Origin of the sequence: Vibrio sinus (genome assembly GCF_023634645.1) — a bacterium.
GTDB classification, from domain to species: domain Bacteria; phylum Pseudomonadota; class Gammaproteobacteria; order Enterobacterales; family Vibrionaceae; genus Vibrio; species Vibrio sinus.
Window position 1 is genome coordinate 453,829 of sequence record NZ_JAMKMR010000001.1, and the last position, 19,220, is coordinate 473,048.

General features: G+C 43.9%; 17 protein-coding genes and 1 pseudogene. 15 read left to right on the top strand and 3 right to left on the bottom strand.

Annotated features, from left to right (window positions below; all coding sequences use genetic code 11):
• The first annotated feature begins 53 nt into the window (after window positions 1-53).
• Entirely contained in the window at window positions 54-473 is a 420-nt protein-coding gene (locus M9194_RS01955; RefSeq protein WP_250610648.1) for a cupin domain-containing protein, read from the top strand.
• A gap of 16 nt (window positions 474-489) precedes the next feature.
• Here M9194_RS01955 and M9194_RS01960 read toward each other — a convergent pair whose 3' ends face one another.
• Window positions 490-1,416, bottom strand: a complete 927-nt coding sequence (locus tag M9194_RS01960; protein ID WP_250610650.1) for a L,D-transpeptidase family protein — start codon at window positions 1,414-1,416, stop codon at window positions 490-492.
• A gap of 250 nt (window positions 1,417-1,666) precedes the next feature.
• Here M9194_RS01960 and M9194_RS01965 point away from each other — a divergent pair, with 250 nt between their 5' ends.
• The 7 genes from M9194_RS01965 (at window position 1,667) to M9194_RS01995 (ending at window position 10,000) form a co-directional block, all read left to right on the top strand.
• Window positions 1,667-2,551: a metal ABC transporter solute-binding protein, Zn/Mn family gene (locus M9194_RS01965; RefSeq protein WP_250610651.1), complete on the top strand. Its 885-nt coding sequence runs from the start codon at window positions 1,667-1,669 to the stop codon at window positions 2,549-2,551.
• A gap of 20 nt (window positions 2,552-2,571) precedes the next feature.
• On the top strand, window positions 2,572-3,339 hold the full coding sequence (locus tag M9194_RS01970; protein WP_250610652.1) for a metal ABC transporter ATP-binding protein: 768 nt from the start codon (window positions 2,572-2,574) through the stop codon (window positions 3,337-3,339).
• Window positions 3,336-4,178, top strand: a complete 843-nt coding sequence (locus M9194_RS01975; RefSeq protein WP_250610653.1) for a metal ABC transporter permease — start codon at window positions 3,336-3,338, stop codon at window positions 4,176-4,178. Before M9194_RS01970 ends, M9194_RS01975 begins: the two co-directional genes overlap by 4 nt.
• 360 nt (window positions 4,179-4,538) lie before the next feature.
• Window positions 4,539-5,249: a purine-nucleoside phosphorylase gene (gene deoD / locus M9194_RS01980; protein ID WP_250610654.1), complete on the top strand. Its 711-nt coding sequence runs from the start codon at window positions 4,539-4,541 to the stop codon at window positions 5,247-5,249.
• A 56-nt stretch (window positions 5,250-5,305) separates the two neighbouring features.
• On the top strand, window positions 5,306-6,820 hold the full coding sequence (locus M9194_RS01985) for a lactate dehydrogenase (RefSeq protein WP_250610655.1): 1,515 nt from the start codon (window positions 5,306-5,308) through the stop codon (window positions 6,818-6,820).
• A 128-nt stretch (window positions 6,821-6,948) separates the two neighbouring features.
• The gene (locus M9194_RS01990) at window positions 6,949-8,433 is read left to right on the top strand and encodes a hypothetical protein (protein ID WP_250610657.1); all 1,485 of its coding nucleotides are present in this window, start codon (window positions 6,949-6,951) and stop codon (window positions 8,431-8,433) included.
• Window positions 8,417-10,000 carry a tetratricopeptide repeat-containing diguanylate cyclase gene (locus tag M9194_RS01995; RefSeq protein ID WP_250610786.1) on the top strand — a complete coding sequence of 528 codons (1,584 nt, stop codon included), beginning with the start codon at window positions 8,417-8,419 and terminating at the stop codon, window positions 9,998-10,000. Before M9194_RS01990 ends, M9194_RS01995 begins: the two co-directional genes overlap by 17 nt.
• A 19-nt stretch (window positions 10,001-10,019) precedes the next feature.
• On the opposite strand, the gene M9194_RS02000 is transcribed toward M9194_RS01995, so the two are convergent.
• Window positions 10,020-11,201 carry an MFS transporter gene (locus M9194_RS02000; RefSeq protein WP_250610658.1) on the bottom strand — a complete coding sequence of 394 codons (1,182 nt, stop codon included), beginning with the start codon at window positions 11,199-11,201 and terminating at the stop codon, window positions 10,020-10,022.
• Between the two features lie 109 nt (window positions 11,202-11,310).
• On the opposite strand from M9194_RS02000, the gene M9194_RS02005 reads away from it, so the two are divergent.
• From M9194_RS02005 to M9194_RS02020, 4 genes and pseudogenes are all read left to right on the top strand, one after another.
• Window positions 11,311-12,285, top strand: coding sequence for an endonuclease/exonuclease/phosphatase family protein (locus M9194_RS02005; protein WP_250610659.1), 975 nt, complete (start codon window positions 11,311-11,313; stop codon window positions 12,283-12,285).
• A 112-nt stretch (window positions 12,286-12,397) separates the two neighbouring features.
• Window positions 12,398-12,897: pseudogene (locus M9194_RS02010) on the top strand (GNAT family N-acetyltransferase).
• A 163-nt stretch (window positions 12,898-13,060) separates the two neighbouring features.
• Window positions 13,061-13,240 carry a hypothetical protein gene (locus M9194_RS02015; RefSeq protein WP_250610660.1) on the top strand — a complete coding sequence of 60 codons (180 nt, stop codon included), beginning with the start codon at window positions 13,061-13,063 and terminating at the stop codon, window positions 13,238-13,240.
• A gap of 258 nt (window positions 13,241-13,498) precedes the next feature.
• Window positions 13,499-14,674: a patatin-like phospholipase family protein gene (locus M9194_RS02020; RefSeq protein WP_250610661.1), complete on the top strand. Its 1,176-nt coding sequence runs from the start codon at window positions 13,499-13,501 to the stop codon at window positions 14,672-14,674.
• Window positions 14,675-14,730: 56 nt separating this feature from the next.
• On the opposite strand, the gene M9194_RS02025 is transcribed toward M9194_RS02020, so the two are convergent.
• The gene (locus M9194_RS02025) at window positions 14,731-15,441 is read right to left on the bottom strand and encodes a TetR/AcrR family transcriptional regulator (RefSeq protein WP_250610662.1); all 711 of its coding nucleotides are present in this window, start codon (window positions 15,439-15,441) and stop codon (window positions 14,731-14,733) included.
• Between the two features lie 167 nt (window positions 15,442-15,608).
• Here M9194_RS02025 and M9194_RS02030 point away from each other — a divergent pair, with 167 nt between their 5' ends.
• The 3 genes from M9194_RS02030 (at window position 15,609) to M9194_RS02040 (ending at window position 19,189) form a co-directional block, all read left to right on the top strand.
• On the top strand, window positions 15,609-16,640 hold the full coding sequence (locus M9194_RS02030) for an aldo/keto reductase (protein ID WP_250610663.1): 1,032 nt from the start codon (window positions 15,609-15,611) through the stop codon (window positions 16,638-16,640).
• 77 nt (window positions 16,641-16,717) lie between these two features.
• Window positions 16,718-17,932: a multidrug effflux MFS transporter gene (locus tag M9194_RS02035; protein WP_250610664.1), complete on the top strand. Its 1,215-nt coding sequence runs from the start codon at window positions 16,718-16,720 to the stop codon at window positions 17,930-17,932.
• A 288-nt stretch (window positions 17,933-18,220) separates the two neighbouring features.
• Window positions 18,221-19,189, top strand: a complete 969-nt coding sequence (locus tag M9194_RS02040) for a TAXI family TRAP transporter solute-binding subunit (RefSeq protein ID WP_250610665.1) — start codon at window positions 18,221-18,223, stop codon at window positions 19,187-19,189.
• Window positions 19,190-19,220 lie beyond the last annotated feature (31 nt).

Sequence of the window (19,220 nt, forward strand, 5' to 3'; positions counted from 1 at the left end):
CTATAACCTATAACCTATAGCAAAAACAACACTGTAAATTGGAAGGGAGTTCAATGAAAAAGCTACTTGTCGGTATCGTATTTTCTTTGCTTGTAACAACAGCGAACGCAGCAAGTTCGGTGGATCTAAATAAATCAACTAAATCATGGAATGGTAATGATCTGCCATCCATATCGCTGACTTCTCCCGAAGTTACGATAAAAGAAATCATCGTTGAGCCAGGAGAAAAGCTGCCGGTGCATCTACACCCAGTGATTAATGCAGGCATCCTGCTTTCGGGTAAACTCACCGTCTATACAGAAAACAAAGATAAAGTACTCCACCTGGAAGCAGGGACACCAAACAACACCATCATTGAAATGGTTGACACCTATCACTACGGTATAAACGAGGGCAAGATACCTGCTAAGATCGTGGTGTTTTACGTCGCAGAAAAAGACGCAGCCGTCACGGAATTAAAGCACGATCACTAGGGCGCGCCCTACTTAATCAAAGCTTACGCCCAAACTCAGGAGTGGCAATTTCAACTGGCACTCCATTTTGGGCAAGAATCACGGCTTTCACTTTGTCATCAGACATATGAAATTCATCCAACCACCAACGTAGCTCCTGAGGAATACGTAGAATTTTTTTGCTGCCATCGCTTCTTGTTAGTGGCTCATGCGCTTCAACGAATACACTGCGATCTGGCTCTAAGGTCATTTTGATCGGCTCATCAATGATCGTTACCTTTTGACCAACTTGTGAGTGCTCAAACAACCATTTGATGTCTTTCGGCTCCATGCGAATACACCCAGAGCTCACTCTCAGCCCTATGCCGAAATTCTTGTTGGTACCATGTATTAGATAGTCTCCGACACCATAAGCCAAACGCAACGCGTAATCGCCAAGGGGATTATCTGGGCCAGATGGAACGATTTTAGGCAATGTAATGCCTTTATCAGAATACTCTTTTCGAATGGACTCAGGAGGCGTCCATGTAGGGTTCTCTCTTTTTTGACTTATACTGGTCTCCATTTCTGGCGTATCACGACCAATCCGCCCAATTCCTACAGGAAAGATGTGTACAATGTTTTTGTCAGGCTCAAAGTAATAAAGCCTTAACTCAGCCAGATTAATGACAATCCCTTCTCGCGGTACATTCGGTAAAATAATTTTCGTTGGAATCGTCAGCACATAACCGGGTTTCGGCAAAAAAGGGTCTACACCTTTGTTTGCTGCCATCAAAGACAAAAAGCCAACGTCATATTGCTTGGCAATATCGGCTAGGCTCTCCCCTTTTTTGACAACGTGGTATTGTGTACGGCCAACAATTTGGCTGCCTTCCATTGGTAATTGATAAGTTGCTGCTAGCGCTGTCAGGCTCGACAAACCCACCATTAAAATCACAACTTGTCTAATCAACCTTGTCCACATTTATTTATACCTTTTCCCTTTGGATACCCTAAGGTTAGCCTTGTTTAAGCTAAACAATCAACCCATCTTCGCACTTGAGGAAACTAAGAACAATTTGAGAAAAAGAAATCTTCTTCGAAAGGCAAAAAATCATTTTCTTTACTATTGTTATGTTATAACATTCGCAACATTATCAATAAACATGCTATTCCTTCGCTTTGTTGATGTCAGTTCGGAAGGGATAGCGACAACATTTAGTATGGAGTACTTCATGAAGTTTCGGTTTTCGCGTTTCACTTTACTGGCAGCAGTGCTTAGCCTGTTTGCATTCCAGTCTTTTGCTAAGGAACAACCTATGCAGGTGACTGTGAGCATCGTGCCACAGAAATATTTTGTTAACGAGATTGGCGGTAAATATGTCGAGGTGAACGTTATGGTCCCACCAGGCGCCGAGCCTGAAGACTACGATCCAACCCCTCTGCAGGTAACTAAGCTTCATGAGAGCAAGCTTTACTTTGCGGTTGGCGTACCATTTGAAACGACTTGGTTAGAAAGATTCCATAGCGCTAACCCTAAAATGACCATCGTCAAAACCCAAAAAGGCATAGAAAAAATGCCAATGGAGTTTGATGACCACGGCCACCACCTATCTAGCACTGCGGGCATCAAAGACCCACACATCTGGCTATCGCCTGCGCTAGTGCGTATTCAGGCAATGAACATTCGTGACGCGCTCACTAAAGCAGACCCAGAGCACGCCCAATATTATCGCGAGAACTACATGAAGTTTGCTAAAGAAATCAATGCAATTGATGAGCAAGTTATCAGTATTACTTCAAAGATCCCTGCGAAAGACAATCAGTTTATGACCTTCCATCCTGCATGGGGCTATTTCGCTGCTGACTATGGTCTACGCCAATTCCCTATCGAGCAAGAAGGCAAAGAAGCGAGCGTTAAACGTTTAAAACAGCTTATTGATATTGCTAAAAAAGAACACATTAAAGTTGTATTTATTGAACCACAATTCTCTAAACAACAAGCAAAGGTGATCGCGAATGAAATCGGTGGTAAAGTTGTCGCCATTAACCCTCTCGCAGAAGATTGGGGACAAAACCTTGTCTCTATTGCGAAAGCGTTCAAAGCAGCTGCAATTTAACCTATACATATTGAGATAAAATGGAAAGTATTGTCGACGTCCAAAACCTGAGTTTTGCTTATAAAGGCAACTTGGTTCTAAAGGATGTCAGTTTTAAACTTAAGAAGGGCGACAGGTGCGCCCTTCTTGGCCCCAACGGGGGCGGAAAAACCACCTTGGTAAAACTGCTTTTGGGCCTAGAAAAAGGCTATCAAGGAAACATTAGCTTATTTGGTCGCCGTCCAGGTAAAGCACCTGATCTTGTGGGTTACGTACCTCAACAGCACCATGTGAAACCTATTCTGCCTATTCGTGTGAAAGACGTCATTCTCATGGGCACAACAAAAGCGCAATATAAGGATAAAAAAGCCCTCAAAGAATGGCTTCGAGAAGTGGTTGAAGTGCTCGAAATTGAGCATATACAAAGCAGTATGTTTTCCGAGTTATCAGGAGGACAGCGTCAGCGCGTCCTGGTCGCAAGAGCATTAATGGGGCATCCCAAACTGCTTATTCTCGATGAGCCAACCAGTAATGTTGACCCAAATATGACCGCGTGCTTTTTCCAGCTATTGGCAAAACTGCCAGAGGACATCGCCGTACTGGTTGTCAGTCATGATCTAAGTATTCTTAGCCACAACATTAATCGTGTATTCGGTCTTAACCAGACCATCCGCATGCAAGAAACCGCCGAGCTCACACCAAGTATGTTGGATCACCTTTATGGTATGAATTGCCATCACCTACATATTCAAAATCAAATCATTAAGCCTACGCAATGCGAGCTTGAACATTGTGAGGAACATTCATGATTGAATTGCTTAGCTATAACTTTATCCAGCATGCCATCATGGCAGCGGTATTGGTTAGCATCGCTGCAGGCATTATTGGTGTGCTCGTCGTGGTCAATCGCTTGGTGTTTCTATCTGGCGGCGTCGTTCATACTGCGTATGGCGGCGTGGGGCTGGCTATCTTTACTGGCAGCACGAGCATCATGCCAGCGACACTAGCTTTTACTAGCTTGAACGCACTACTTTTAGGCGTAATTAGTCTTAAAAAGCATGAACATATTGAGATTTTTGTTGGGTTAATATGGTCATTTGGTATGGCTCTGGGGGTCATGTTAATGGCGTTAACCCCTGGCTATGGCGCGAATTTAGCCAGTTATCTTTTCGGTAGTATTCTCACCGTCCCTATCGATACCATTTACCTAATGCTGACGATAACCGCGATAGTAGTCTGCTATACCATCTACAATTATCGCTCTTTAGTATTAATGGCCTTCGATTCAGAGTTTGCACAAAGTAAAGGGGTCAAAATCAAGCGCATCTACCTATCGTTGTTGGTATTGGTTGCCATCACTAGTGTGGTGATGGTGCAAGTTGTGGGTATTATCATGGTCATTGCTTTATTAACAATGCCCGCCTATTTGGCCTCTCAATACGTCAAATCGACAGCAGCCATGATGATACATAGTATCTTATGGTGCTTGATATTTACCTTAGTGGGACTGGTGATTTCGTTTTATACCAACTTGCCATCTGGCGCGACTATTGTGACCACCGCATCGGCATTTTTGGCGCTAAGCTTCTTAGTTAAAGCCATCGTCAAGTTGGTCAAAAAACCAAAACAAGCCGTCACCGCTGTTTAAACTCACTCTGAGCTAGGGGCATCGCCCCTAGTTACCTTATCCGTCATTATGTAAATGATCTCCAACCTCTAAGGCTACACGGCTACTCTCATTCAAATTTCATATAACAGCCAGCCTTTAAATAAGCGATGAAATATCGGCCAGAAAGATCAACAAATTTGGTTATTACATGCTAGTATTTTATAAATTTCTCAATAAAATGTGACTTAAGTCGTAGGGAGAACGGCGAATTATGACTAGTATCTCCTCAAATTATTGAAACCAAATCAACATATGCGGTTATATGACTAAGGGTGACAAGGTCATTGAATATCAATATAGCCCATATTAACAACGAACCTTTTATTGGAGTTCTACGCTATGACGACCCCTCATATTAATGCACAAATGGGTGATTTTGCTGAAACAGTACTAATGCCTGGTGATCCGTTACGTGCAAAATACATTGCTGAAACATTCCTAGAGGACGTTAAGCAAGTATGTGACGTTCGCAATATGTTTGGCTTCACTGGCACATACAAAGGCAAAAAAGTGTCTGTTATGGGCCATGGTATGGGTATCCCATCTGCTTGTATCTACGTACAAGAGTTGATCGCTGAATATGGTGTGAAAAACGTTATTCGCGTAGGTAGCTGTGGCGCAGTGCGCAAAGACGTCAACCTGATGGACGTTGTGATCGCTATGGGTGCGTCAACAGACTCTAAAATTAACCGCATGCGTTTCAACGATCATGATTACGCAGCGATTGCTGATTTTGACCTGCTAGAAACGGCAGTTGCTGAAGCAAGAAAACAAGACGTGGAAGTAAAAGTTGGTAATGTATTCTCAACTGACGTCTTCTATCACCCACAAACTGACATCTACGAGAAAGTAGAAAAACTCGGTATGCTGGGTGTTGATATGGAAGCAGCTGGTATCTATGGTGTTGCTGCTGATCTTGGCGCAAAAGCACTCACTATTCTGACGGTTTCTGATCACATCATCAAAAATGAACAGCTAAGTTCTGAAAAACGTCAAAAGTCATTCAATGACATGATGGTTGTTGCACTAGAAACGGCAATCAACATCTAATGACTCGAGGCCAACGGTAAGCACGGTTGGCCTTACATTCTATAAGGGGAGAAGTAGTGCCAAATGAAGGGCTACCAGTAGAAATCGAAGGGTTGCAACTCAACTTTTGTAAAACATTGGCGTGTGACAACTTTGGATTGAGCGATGCAAAACATTATATTTTGCAACACACCAACCCTCATAGACCTACGATGATATGCCGAGACTGCGGTGCTTTTCCCCCCTTGCTTAACAACCTAGAAGTGTTAAATGAACTTCGTCGCCTGCGCAACCAACACAGCGACGGCCTTCCCACCTGTAAAAACGAATCTTGCCATAATTGCGGCCTCGCCGTTCAAAACCACCAACATCTGTATCAGTCATTTGGCTTCAGTGGAGATAGACAAAGATATCGCTGCAAGAGTTGCCATACGACCTTTGTCGACAAGTGGTCTGGAGAAAACAAAAAAGTCAGCTTTCAAGAAGCTCTGTTGGGTCTGTTGTTTACTGGCTATTCAGTACGTGAAATTTGTCGCAAACTGCAGATCAACCCAAAAACCTTTTATGACCACTTAAAGCAGATTTCAAGCCGATGTCGACGTAAGTTGGCTGAGTTTGACACACGTTGGATGCATGGTTCAACGTCCTATGAGCTAGCCTCTCACTTTCAAGCGCTTCAACCAAATAGTAAAAATGGGGTTCTGTGGATCGCAACTGGTGAAGCCAATAGTGGCTACATCCTATGCCAGCACATCAACTACTCTTCTGATATTACACCACCACTCGAGTCAAAGCATGACCCGTACAAAGACAACGCTCGTCTGCTACCCACAAATTTCACACCTATACAAAAAGGCATAGTGAAAAAGCCAGGGACTAAATATTCATCTGAACGCCATCATGAGAGTGAGCACCATTTTGAACGTATTCACGAGCGTATCGATGCACGCTATAAAGCGATCCTAGAGCGAAATAATGTCGAAGATCCCATGGAAGAGTTCGACCAATTACACTACCCAACAAAAGGCACACTGATACGGCCTCAATATACCTCTCACGCTCATTATCTGCATATTTTGGATTGGTGTGATGACAAGAACAGAGTTTCTTTGTATTTGCCGCAAGATCCACTGCTACGCTCCGCCGCCATCAGTGTGAACCTTAATCGGATTAAACAGCAGAACATCGATCTACTGTATGTTGAAGAAGATAAGGACTGGCAAGACACACAAGCCATCAAGAAAATAGATATTGCCCGGATGGGATGGTGGCGAGATCGCTGGGCGATTGCCAATCAGAAAAATGCGGCTAAAGGTATATGTTACCTCGCGGGTGACAACTTCGCGCCTGAGTTTTGGTTAAAACAAGCCACGCTGAAGAAAACCCAGTTCTATCAAGATCGTTTCCAGCTGCTATTTTCCTCGTTTATCAATGAGCCAAGACGCAAGTTTCGTCCAGCTGGCATACTCCCACTTCTCGATATATTCAGAGCATGGCACAACTTGTGTTACCAAGATAAAAATGGACTGACGGCTGCACAGCACCTGAAACTTGCCGATCATCCTCTCACCTTGTGTGAGCTACTCAAGTAGCGCGATTTTTGAATCAATACTGTGAGCTACTTCTGTTTTATGCCATACGGCATAAAAGCAAAAGCCCAAACACTTCTTATACTTAACCCTAATACTGAATAAGGAATCTAGCGAAAGGACTTGGCGCTGTGGATAAAAAGAGGCATCTACTTGAAGCAGAAATTCAGCAGTTAAAGAGTCGAATTGGTGCTGAGCCAGAAGCCGTCCTTGAACTCGCCAAGCAATACGTCGAGCACTCAATCCGCATACGATTTGCAGAAGGTTCTATTGTCAGTTTAATGATCATGTCCCGCTGTTATTGGTGTTTGATGGACTACCGTAACGGCCTCAAATGCATCAAGAAAGCCAACAGTGAACTCAATTCTCTTGATACCGACGACTATCGCACCGAAATCTTACATCTACACGCGTTACAATATTGGGGCCAAGCCAAATATTATTCAGCACAAAAGTTTTGGGTCAGTGCGCTTGAACACTCTTCGCTAACTGGTGATGCCGAAATTCAAATTGAGTGCTTAATTGGACTCGGTAATGTGTGGCGTATTACACAAGATTATCACTTGGCAAAATCCACGCACGAGCTCGCGGTAACCGTAGCGAATAATATGCGCTTCGAAAGCCTTGAAGGCAAAGCCCGCATACTCCTGAGCTGGGATCTGTATTTACTCAACAATTTCATCGAAATGCTAAGCGTACTCGATGGCGCAGAGGAAGTATTAAGTAACGCGCCAGACACAACGTGGCAGGCCGAAGTATGGGACTTTAGAAGCTTAGCACTCCTCGCATTGAACCGCAGTGATGATGCCAAACTGGCGGCTGTCAACGCCCATGAGCTGGCAAAAAAACATAACCTTGTTTGGATCATGGCGCGATCATTCGTCAATTTAGCCAAAATTGCACTACTCGAGCATAATATTGATACTGCTGCTGAGCTATTATCCTGTGCAGAAGCATCAGCGAAACAATTTAAAGACAACGAATTACTCTCGCAAATATACTTTCATCAATCTCAAGTTGCGCAGCAACAAAGCGACCTATCCCGCGCACTCAAAGCGTTTAAAACCTACCGACGTTACTCGGTGGCAATGGTTAAAAAGCAAACCTCTGTTGCTAACCTTGATACCGCCCGCGAATCAAAAAACAAATGTGCCCAAAAAGCGAGACAGCTTATTCATCGAATTCGAGAACAGCACGAATACCACCCAGAAAATCGTCTCAATCAAATGGTGTCGGAAACATTTTGGTGGGAACAACTTGTGTTGTTTAAAACCGAGCTACGGCACTCAAAACACAGCATCATTCTCATTCGTCATCCCGATCCTAGTTACTTAAGTATTTGCGCAGAAATTGCCCATTGCTTATGCGGACCTCAAGATTTACTTTCTCTTTTAGGCAAAGAAAGGATCGGAATTTTATTGTCGGAAAAAGAGCAAGAAGCACAAAGTATATTCAAAATACTGTCTAAAATGATCGAACTTTACCCCTGGGCTCGCAAAGGGCTGCGTGGAAAACTACCCAACTTATCTCTGCAAAACATACTGACTTTCCCATTTACTTTAGAACAATTGGAGGAGCTTCCCTTTGATGCAACTACAAATGGATACCCTGCTTGAGAAAGTATCTGATTCGGGGCTAGATGCAACGTCAGTAGACGGCAAGGACGCGCTCAAATTTTGGGACAAGGTTAGGAACCATTTTGTCGATACCCCTTCAGAGAGAGCACTTTGTTATGTCATCAGCGCTAAATACCAACATGAGTTGAAACAGTATCAAGAAGCAATCGATGAGCTTCTATTGGCGTTAAATCTGCTCGAGCAACCAGATAATACCGAATTTGTTTTGTACGTAAGGCACTGGCTAAGTAAGGCCTTTATTCGGCAGGGCAATTACCAGCTCGCATTGAATGAATATATTGCCAGTTCAATCATCGCTGTAGAGAGGGGGTTTATTGATCAATACGTCCAAGCCGTGATGGGAATGGGAAATTTGTGTTTCTTCTATGGAGACTACGCTCGCGCATTGAACTACTACAAGAAAATTGACAGCATCGATCACGCCATTAAAAGTCGGCGGCTGCGTTTAAAATATAAAATCTATCAACTGTCATGTTATTTGAAGCAAAAAAAATTTAAATCAGCGAAAGCACTCATTAAAGAGTGCATTGAACTGAGTATTCTTATTAGTGACAAAAGCCTATCCGTTCGAGTGTGTATTTTACAAGCGCGTTTGCTGCGCTACGAAAAACACTATCGAAAGTCTCTGCTTGCCCTTGCTGAAGCACGTAAAAATCTGCGTGAAGGTCAAACCAAAAATATCAGTAACCTACTGCAAATCGAAATTGCTTTAGGGCTATATGAAGTCAGAAAATTCGATATCACTACGCTGTTGATGGAAAATGTCAGCAAGAAAGTGGACGCACTCGATTCGCCGGTGTTGAAAAAAGCCCTCAATGATTCACTCAGCTTTCTCCATGAAGGTTTAGGAGATTTCCAACAAGCCCTACACTTTGAAGAACAAGCCTACAATACGGAAATCGAACTTATCAGCCAAATCCCCATTGGCGATTTAGGTGCTGCGCAGCTTAGGCGACTGTCTCGGTATGAACTACAACTCAAGCTTATTTTGTCGGAGCTAGAAAACCGTGAGCTGAAAGCGACCACAGAAACCCAAAAGACAACCGTTGCTCAGCTCCAACAAGATGTGTTTACCGACCCACTAACCATGCTGCACAATCGACGCTGGCTTGACGTTAAACTCAAAGATCTTCTTCTCCATGAAACACCGTTTATCTTGTTGGTGGTTGATATAGACCATTTTAAATCCATCAATGACGAGTTGAGCCACCTAGTTGGCGATAAAGCCATCGTATCCGTATCACAAGAGCTTGCTCTACACTTTAAATCTAAGCAGGCTTCCTGCGTCCGATTTGGCGGCGAAGAGTTTCTGGTTATTTTGGAAAACACCACTATCGAACAAGCCCGAGCAAACGCAGAAAGATATCGCGAGCGAGTATATCAATTCAACTGGCAAGAAGTATTGGGCGATCGCGGCTTAACCGTCAGTATAGGCATTACTCAACATATCTTGGGCGAAAATACTCAGAAAACATTCTACCGAGCGGATAAAGCACTCTATCAAGCAAAAGCAAACGGACGTAACCAGACATGCGTTGAGTTTTAATATTCCCAAGCCGCTTCCCTTACCCCCAGCGCAATACATTCACTTCATTGCCTTCCTCAGGTTTGATCGGAATGTTTAATGACAACAGCAATGAAACAATTGCCATGCCCGCGCCAATAAAAAACACAGACGAAGGTGATACGAGCCATATCAATCCGAATGAGATAGGAATAACAACAGCAGCAATATGGTTAATAGTAAATGCGACGCCCGCAGTGGATGCCATATCCGCTGGATCGGCAATTTTTTGAAAATAGGTTTTAATCGCTAAGGCTAAGGCAAAGAACAGATGATCCACGACATACAGAATCGCTGCCCAATGGGATGACTCAACTAGCCCATAGCCAATGAACACAAACACTAACCCAACATACTCAAACATGAGCGCTTTGCGCTCACCAACAACGCCAATAAGCTTGCCTATATGCTTAGCAAATAAAAAGTTAAACAGGTAGTTAATTAAAAACAACAAGGTGATATCGGCCGCGGTATATCCGAATTTTTCCACCATCAAGAAGCCCGCAAACACCACAAATATTTGTCTTCGTGCTCCACTCATAAAGGTCAATGCGTAGTAGAGCCAATAGCGTTTTCTTAGCACCAGCTTTTTCGTCTGAGGAGTATCGGTTTTGAACTCGGGGAAAGTAGCGAATAACCACAAAACAATCGCTAGGCCAGCGCCACCGCTAATCAGATACACCCATTTAAAATCCAACTGCGCCTGTTTTAACAAAAGCCAAAGGACGCCATAAGTGCATAAGGACGCCAACGCGCCTACTGATATCATTTTACCTAGCATTTCCGGGGCTTCATCTTTACTTAACCATTGCAACGACAGAGATTGCTTTAGGGTTTCAAAGTAATGAAAGCCAGTAGACATGAGCAATGTAGTCAAAAGTAAGCCCGATAGAGATGGAAAAAAGCCAGTCAGCGCAGTACCAATCGTCAGCATCAATAAAGACAAAATAAGAAAGCGCTGCTCTCTAATAAATAGCAGGACAAACACGGCCGTGAAGGCCAAAAAACCTGGTATCTCACGAACGCTTTGCAATAGCCCTATGTCTGCGCCATCAAAGTGTGCGCGTTCAACGACAAAGTTGTTCAGTAGCGCCATCCAACTCGAAAATGCTATCGGCACCACAACAGAGATAATTAGCAGAAAGTTTTGAGGTGTTTTCCATACTTTCTCATACTGACTCATACCACTCCCTATGGTCTTGAACAAAACGGTCTTAGTCTGCCAAAAATTATAAGGCAAACCGTTACAAAATATGCCAGATTAAAACTATAGCAAACGAATGGAGTATGACGTGAGCGAAGCAAGAAACGCCAATGACAGCAAAGAGATGACTGTCACAACATTAAATTTGTTCAACTATTTATCGCCGCCCAATGCTTTCTATAGCCAAGAAAATATCTATACAGAGGCGCAATGGCTGCAAAAGCAAAATTGGCTTGACGATCATTTGTCGAAACAAGATTCCGATATTGTCGCTTTTCAAGAGGTATTCAGTATCGAGTCTCTCCATTCACAGGTTGCAAAACTCGGCTACCCTCATTTTGCAACGGTAGATACCCCCTTTATTGAGCACAACTTCTTATATAGTCAACCTGTGCTCGCCCTCGCCTCGAAGCATCCAATTGTCGACGTTCACCCCATGAAGATTAATAGCGCCTTATTGCCCTATGATGCATTTGAATTCAGTCGTTCGCCAATTCATGCTGTTGTCGATATGCCAAATCTGGGCCTAGTAGACATTTACGTTGTCCATTTCAAATCCAAACGCTTAGAACTTGAAAACGAGCGAGAGTTACTCGAAGTTAATCGATGGAGCTCAAATACACTGGGACTTTGGTATTCCACCGTCCAACGCGGCTTTGAGGCCCACCTGTTATTTACCTATGTTGTCCAAAACAAGCACAAACACAGTCGGCCATTTATGCTGATGGGCGATTTCAATAATGCGATAGAAGGCGACGAATTTGCCTGCTTTAAGCCCTCAGGTACTAGTCAAAATCATGAACTGGCGAGCTATGGATTCCACGATGCTTGGCATCTTGTTCAACATCACACCCCACGCCCACCCACACACTATTATGGCAGTCACTCTCAAGTATTGGATTATATCTTGTTATCGGACGAGTTCAGCCCTAGCTCAGCCAATCGACTGGCGACTGTCAATGGTTACTCTGTTAACGATAAGCACCTCATCGATCCAAGATCTGACCAAGACCTCTACAGCAGCGACCATGCCTCAGTGTCCATTAACATTTCGTTCGATTAACTCGACTCACCACTATGCAATCATTGTTACCGATGATAAGTTGATGTGAGTCAGTGCCCAAAGTGACTAATTGCTAATAAGAAAACCAATAAGAACAATAGAAAGGAATACTATGGAAGTGATCATTCGTCCCACTCAACTCAGTGATGCACAAGCTTTGTGTGATATTTATAGCCAGCCTCTTGCACAACGAGAGACACTGCAACTACCCAATTCTTCTCCTCAATACTGGGAACAACGACTTAGTCACCTTAGTCACCCCCTACGGGCTTTTACACATTTGTCGCAGAAGTAGATGGCAAAGTTGTGGGTAATATTGGCTTTGAGCACAATCAGCGACCAAGAAAACTGCATTGTGCCACCTTCGGCATTGGTGTACATGATGACTATCAAGGCATGGGAATAGGCAGCAAACTGATACAAACCGTGATCGACCTTGCCGATAAATGGTTACAAGTAAAACGCATTCATATTGAAGTCAACACCGACAACCAACGCGCCATTCAATGTTACAAAAACTTCGGTTTTGAGATTGAGGGTGAGAGCATCAACGCTTCATTTCGAGATGGCGAATACATCAATACCTACACCATGGCACGACTTAATTTCTAACAAATTCAATAGTTTTTTAACAACCCAAATGGGGATTAGTGAAACATAAATGATATATTTATGAAACTTGATGTGCATAGTTATCTATGTTAGAACAAACAAGCTGGTTATTCATACTGCTGTACAAATAGCGATTCATATCATCCAACAATAGGAGGTTACTATGGAAAGACGTTGTCCAAATTGTAATATTGAATTGGTGAAAAGAAGTATGACGTACGTTTGCCCGCGCCACGATATCGGTGAATGTACTTACGAGCCAACTTATTTCGACAAAGCCGATGACTATGCCTACCCCAAAAAGAGCGAGGTTGTAGAGCGCGAAGCCGATACTGTCACCTAAGCTCTCAAACGATATGAACTCGTAATGTATAGAGTCGTTTCCATTGCTCACCGAACAACGTGGGCAATGGAATTTTTAAATCTTCTATCTCGCCCAATCTTCTTCCGTCACGATCACTTCGATCAGACGTACAAATTAAGCCCAGAGTTAATTTATCGCTATATAGCTAACATCTCCCAATTGCATAAATAACATTATTCGGATTTTTGCACTATACAGTTGAAGGCGTTAACAAAATTTCAACATGGAGGAGATGCAATGGCGAAGATACAAGCAGTAAAAAACAAACCAAAAGTTTGCTTGGTATTACAAGGTGGGGGCGCTTTAGGGGCCTATCACATTGGTGCCTATCAGGCGATGGAGGAAGCTGGCTACACCCCAGATTGGTTCGCTGGTATCTCCATTGGCGCATTAAACTCTGCCATCTTGGCAGGCAATCCACCTGAGAAGCGACTTAGCAAGCTAGAAGAATTTTGGCAAAAGATATCTTGGCCTGGCACAGATTGGCAGATCCCAACCAGCTTTGCGCCATTTTTTAACACGGCCAGTGCCGCCACTGCCCTAATTGCCGGCCAACCTAGCTTCTTTTACCCCAGGCCCATCAACCCTTGGTTCGCCTGCCCCGGAGAAACCGCAACCAGCTTTTACGACACTCAGCCTATTTTTAATACGCTCGAAGAAATGGTCGATTTCGATCTCATCAACAAGGGTAAAACCCGCCTAACGGTTGGGGCAACTCGCGTGACAGATGGTGAGTTGGTATTTTTTGATAGCGATAGTGATTCGATGAATCCCGCACACGCTGTTGCCAGCGGCTCCCTACCACCTGGATTCCCACCGACCCAAGTGGGGGATGACTATTATTGGGACGGTGGCGTTGTCTCAAACACACCACTCAATGGCATCCTAGACTTAGCCGGAGATCAAAGCCTGCTGATTTTTGTTGTCGATTTATGGAACGCGGTCGGGGACCTGCCGAAAACAATGAGTGAGGTATTATGGCGCGAGAAAGAAATCCAGTATGCCAGCCGCAACAGCCACTCCGTTGAAGCGCTGATTGCGCAACGTAATCTCGCTCATGTCGCCACCAAGGCGCCAGATCTCATTGACAGCAGCCAAATACCAGACGTGCCAGCTCTCACTGACGGCACAAAAATAGACATTGTCCACATCACCTTTGATCCACTGCCTGGCCACATTCCGCTCAGCGACGCTGAGTTTTCAAGGCGCTCTATCCGCTTGCGTAGCGAGCAGGGCTATCACGACATGAAGCAAGCCATTTCAGAAACGCCTTGGACTCAGCACACAGCGGGTTTACCCACACACTTTTATAAACGACAGAAAAACGGCTCCTGGTTAGAAGACAACAAGCCTTTAAACCAGAAGAAAAAAGATAACGTTAAGCGCATGCCAAAGCGGAAAAAGGCATCATAGAAACATAAAAATGAACCTTGAGCCAAATCTCAAGGTTCACTTTAGTAATCAGCACTTTATTGTTGAGAAACTAGGTTCAAGGACGCTAACGCCTTATTCACCGTCACTAAACTGCTGTCGTTAAGCGGAGTTTTCCATTTAAAACTATTAATAAATCGAAATACATTCTGAATCTGGATAGATTTTAGCGATTTAATGGGTAATTGGGCCATCGAAGTTTGCCTTTCAATATGAGCATTTCCAACCGCTAATGCCCACAGGCCAAATTCCAATTCAGTCAAACCATCTGGACCTTCATTTTGCAATTCAAGCTCTGAGCTATCTATTGCCTGTTGCAAGATACCGCGAAATTGTTGGTAAATTTGATGATTAATCTGGCGCAATTTGTCGTTCCAACCGATTGAGCTTTTCTGCATTATGGCTTCGTTAGCCATAAGGTGCTCTAATGACTTATCGAAGGAGTATAGGTTCAGCACTTCATCACTCACCAAATGCACACCCAATAATTTCTCTGGTGTGGTCATAGGCAATTCAAAATACGGCTTAAATAATTCAAAGCGATGTTTCAAAAACGACACGGTTAATGCGACCAAAACATCTTCTTTCGCTTGGACGTGTTTATACACCGAGCCCATCGAAATCCCCGCTTCTTTCGCTATTGCAGACATTTTAAAATTAAGCAGCGAGCTCTCTTCAATGACTTTTGCAGCAGCATTTAATATCAATTGCTCTTGCTGCGCGTATCCAAAACGTGGCGCTGGGCTCATATTCACTTCCAAAGGTAATCAGTAATTTTATTCGAACAGGTCTTATTTTCGCATAAACAAAAACTAAATCTATCTTGACAAGTCACACATAACTTATATAGATTTACATTCGAATTTTATTCGAACAAAATTCAAATCACGTAAAACACTAATTTGAGGAGAGGAATATGCAGTATCGTAGACTGGGTAATACCGATTTTAATGTCAGCCAATATGCGCTTGGCACTATGATGATGGGTTCGATGGGCAACAATGATCCTGCCGAATGTTTGCAAATGGTCCATAAGGCCCTTCACTCTGGTATCAACCTCATTGATACGGCTCCCTTTTACTCGAACGGCGAGTCAGAATCGTTGTTAGGTGATGCTTTACAGGGCATGAGAGAACAAGTGGTAGTCTCAACTAAATTTACCTTGAACCCGGACAGATCACTGCCACTGAAAGAAGAAATCACCCAACAAGTCAATGCGAGCTTAAAGCGCCTGCGTACCGACTATATCGATATCTATCACCTAGCCCGCTTCGATTACACAACACCGATTGCAGAAATTTTGCATGTTTTGAATCAACTGGTGGCGCAAGGAAAAATCCGTGCTTATGGCACCTCTATGTTCTCATCCGATCAAATCGTTGAAAGCCAGTGGCAGTCGAGCGAGATTGGTGTGCCCTCTTTTGTCTCTGAGCAACCGAATTATTCCATTTTATCGCGCAGTATTGAGGCGAACGTACTCCCTGTATGCCAACGTTTTCAAGTCGGCGTTATCGTATGGAGCCCTCTTGAAGGTAGCTGGTTAACAGGACGTTATCTCACACAAGAAGATTTAGCGGGCAACAACCGCATCAGTTTTTCAGCAAAATGGACCGGACGTGAGCTCGATGCGAGTTCACCAGCTATTCTTGCTAAACTCAATTCGGTCCAACAGCTCAACAAGGTTGCGGAAGAAGCAGGGATAAGTTTAAGACACATGGCTATGGCATTTGCAACCGCACATCCGGCCATTACCAGCGCGATTGCGGGGCCACGTACGCTCTCACAGCTGGACGACCTGATCGAATGTTCCAATTTGGTCCTCTCGAACGAAACACTAGATAAGATTGACGCTATTGCCGCTCCAGGCACGAACTTCAGCGGCGTTAACCTAACAGCCGTTCCAGAAGGACTTCGCTCTGTAGAGATGCGCAGGCGAGAACCAGTTTAACTCTACTGAGCGATCAGTCGCTCAGACGGGCGGCACTCAGTCCCAAACAATCCACCACTTTGAGGCACCAGATACTCATGAGAGTACAACAACTACAAGAACGCGGCTTTATTGCACTCATGGCCCTTTTAATGACGGTGACTGCACTGGGCACGGACATCATGATGCCCGCTCTATCGCAAATGAGCCAAGATTTTCACCTTGGGCACGCCAATCAGATCCAACTTGTTATTGCCGTCATCTTCTTTGGTATGGCATTGGGCTTTTGTATCTACGGGCCATTGTCCGATGCGTTTGGTCGAAAGCCGATACTCTACCTAGGGCTTTCCATCTATATCGTGGGGTCCTTACTGGCTATTTTCACAACCCATTTCAACGTATTGCTATTTGCTAGGGTGCTTCAAGGCTTTGGCGCAGCGGCCTGCCGAATCATCCCAGGAGTCATGATTAGAGATAAATTTAGCGGTGATCGCATGGCGCAAATATACTCGTTAATTATGGTGCTGTTTATCATAGAGCCCGCGGTGTCCCCTTCCATCGGACAAGCATTTCTTTTATTTAGCGATTGGCGATTTTTGTTTGTTGTTTTACTCGTACTCGGAATCGTATGCGCTTTTTTGGTGTGGAAGTATCAGGAGGAAACCCTAGCGAAAGAAAAACGTATTCCATTAAATACCAAAAATATTCTTTCTGGTGTTAAAACCACGCTGACCCACCCAGTGAGTGTAGGTTACACACTGATATCCGGGCTCATCGCTGGTGCATTCACCGCGTATCTTTCTACGGCTCAGCAAATACTACAATCACACTACCAACTAGGAGCACATTTTCCATTAGTGTTTGGCGTGCTCGCTTTGTGTATTGGAATCGGCTCCTATTTCAACTCCAAGTTAGTGATGACGTTTGGCATGAACCGCATGAGCCTATGGGGAGCAGGCACTCAGTGTGTGTTGTCATTATTCTTAGCACTTTACATGTTATCCAGCCGAGAACTTTCTCTCACCAGCTACCTGTTATATTTGTCTGTCACCCTGTTCACCATCGGTATGTTGTTTGGCAACCTTAACTCATTGGCGTTAGAGCCCATGGGTGAGATAGCGGGCATTGCGAACTCTGTCATCAGTGGGATCCAAGCGCTGATGTCTGTGTTCGTGGGGATAGCCATTGGCTATTTTTATTCCGATTCTGCCTTTCCGTTGATCGCAGGTTTTTTCATTACTAGTGCTGTTTCCGTCGTCTACCTTCGATACCTAGCACGCTTCTCCGACAGGCAAAACTCCGTGTCTATGTAACCCACCATACCCAGCTCCCGTTCATTCTGTTCAGGGAGCTGAGGTTTGGATAACACCAATCAACCAATAAAAATTCAAAATAACTACAAGAAAATAAATTCACAAAGAAAATAAACCCTTCACCGCATTGATAAAGTTATCGATCCAGCTTCTCATTTTTTTATCGATTTTGTTAAAAGCATGTGATGACGAGTTCATAATATTTGCCTGTTCCATTAAGGTCTATCGTAATTTTGTGATAATCATTGCGATAGGTTGCATATATAAAACGTTAAGGAAGCAAATAACATGAACAGTTGGCTAACTAACAAGGGAAGGAGCGTTTTAGGGATAATTGCTGCTCTACTCATTTCGCCAATGGTCTTGGCGGACAACTACACGATCGGCACAGGGAGCCAGAGTGGCACATACTACCCATTAGGAGGCATGCTCGCTAACGTTTGGAGCAAAAATATCCCAGACTTTCATATGCGCGCTGAAGTCACCGCCGCCTCGGTAGAAAATGTGATTAAAGTAGCGATGAACAAGCAGTTAGTTGGTATTGCGATGGAAAACGTCGTTATGCAAGCCTACGAAGGAAAAAAGCCCTTTCCTAAAGCTATGAACGTCTCTGTACTCTACGCACTCTATCCTAATGTTGTCCAATTTATTGTCCCTGCAGACTCAGATATCACATCCATAGAACAGTTGAAAGGCAAGAGAATTTCACTGGGTGCACCCGGCTCTGGTACTCGAGTCAGCGCGATCAATATTTTAAAAGCGCTCGGTATCGACGAAGATGATATAAAAGGTCAATCGTTGAACTACACCGCAACGACCAACGCTCTGGCAAACGGTCAAATTGACGCTGGTGTGATTGTGGGAAGCTTAGGGGTTGGAGCGATTACCGAACTTGCACTGACACGCCATATTCGAATTTTATCCTTTAGCAAACAAGAGATGACCAAGATCGTCGCTGCATACCCTTACTATGAAAGTATTGATGTTCCAGCAGGCGTCTACAAAAATGTTGCCAATTTTCATGCTCCTGCGGTATGGAATGTTTTAGTTGCCAATAAAAACATGAGCAACAAGATGGCCTATGAACTCACGAAAGTGACCTTTGATAATATCGACAAAATTCGCGCTTCTATTGGTTTGCCCAACATATCCAATGTGCAGGAGCTGCATCAATTGACAGGCTTTCCACTTCACCCTGGTGCCGAAAAGTTTATCAAGGAATACAAAACTGAGCATACCTTATCCGCCGTAAAGTAAACCCATATATACCCAAGTTACTTGGGTATCA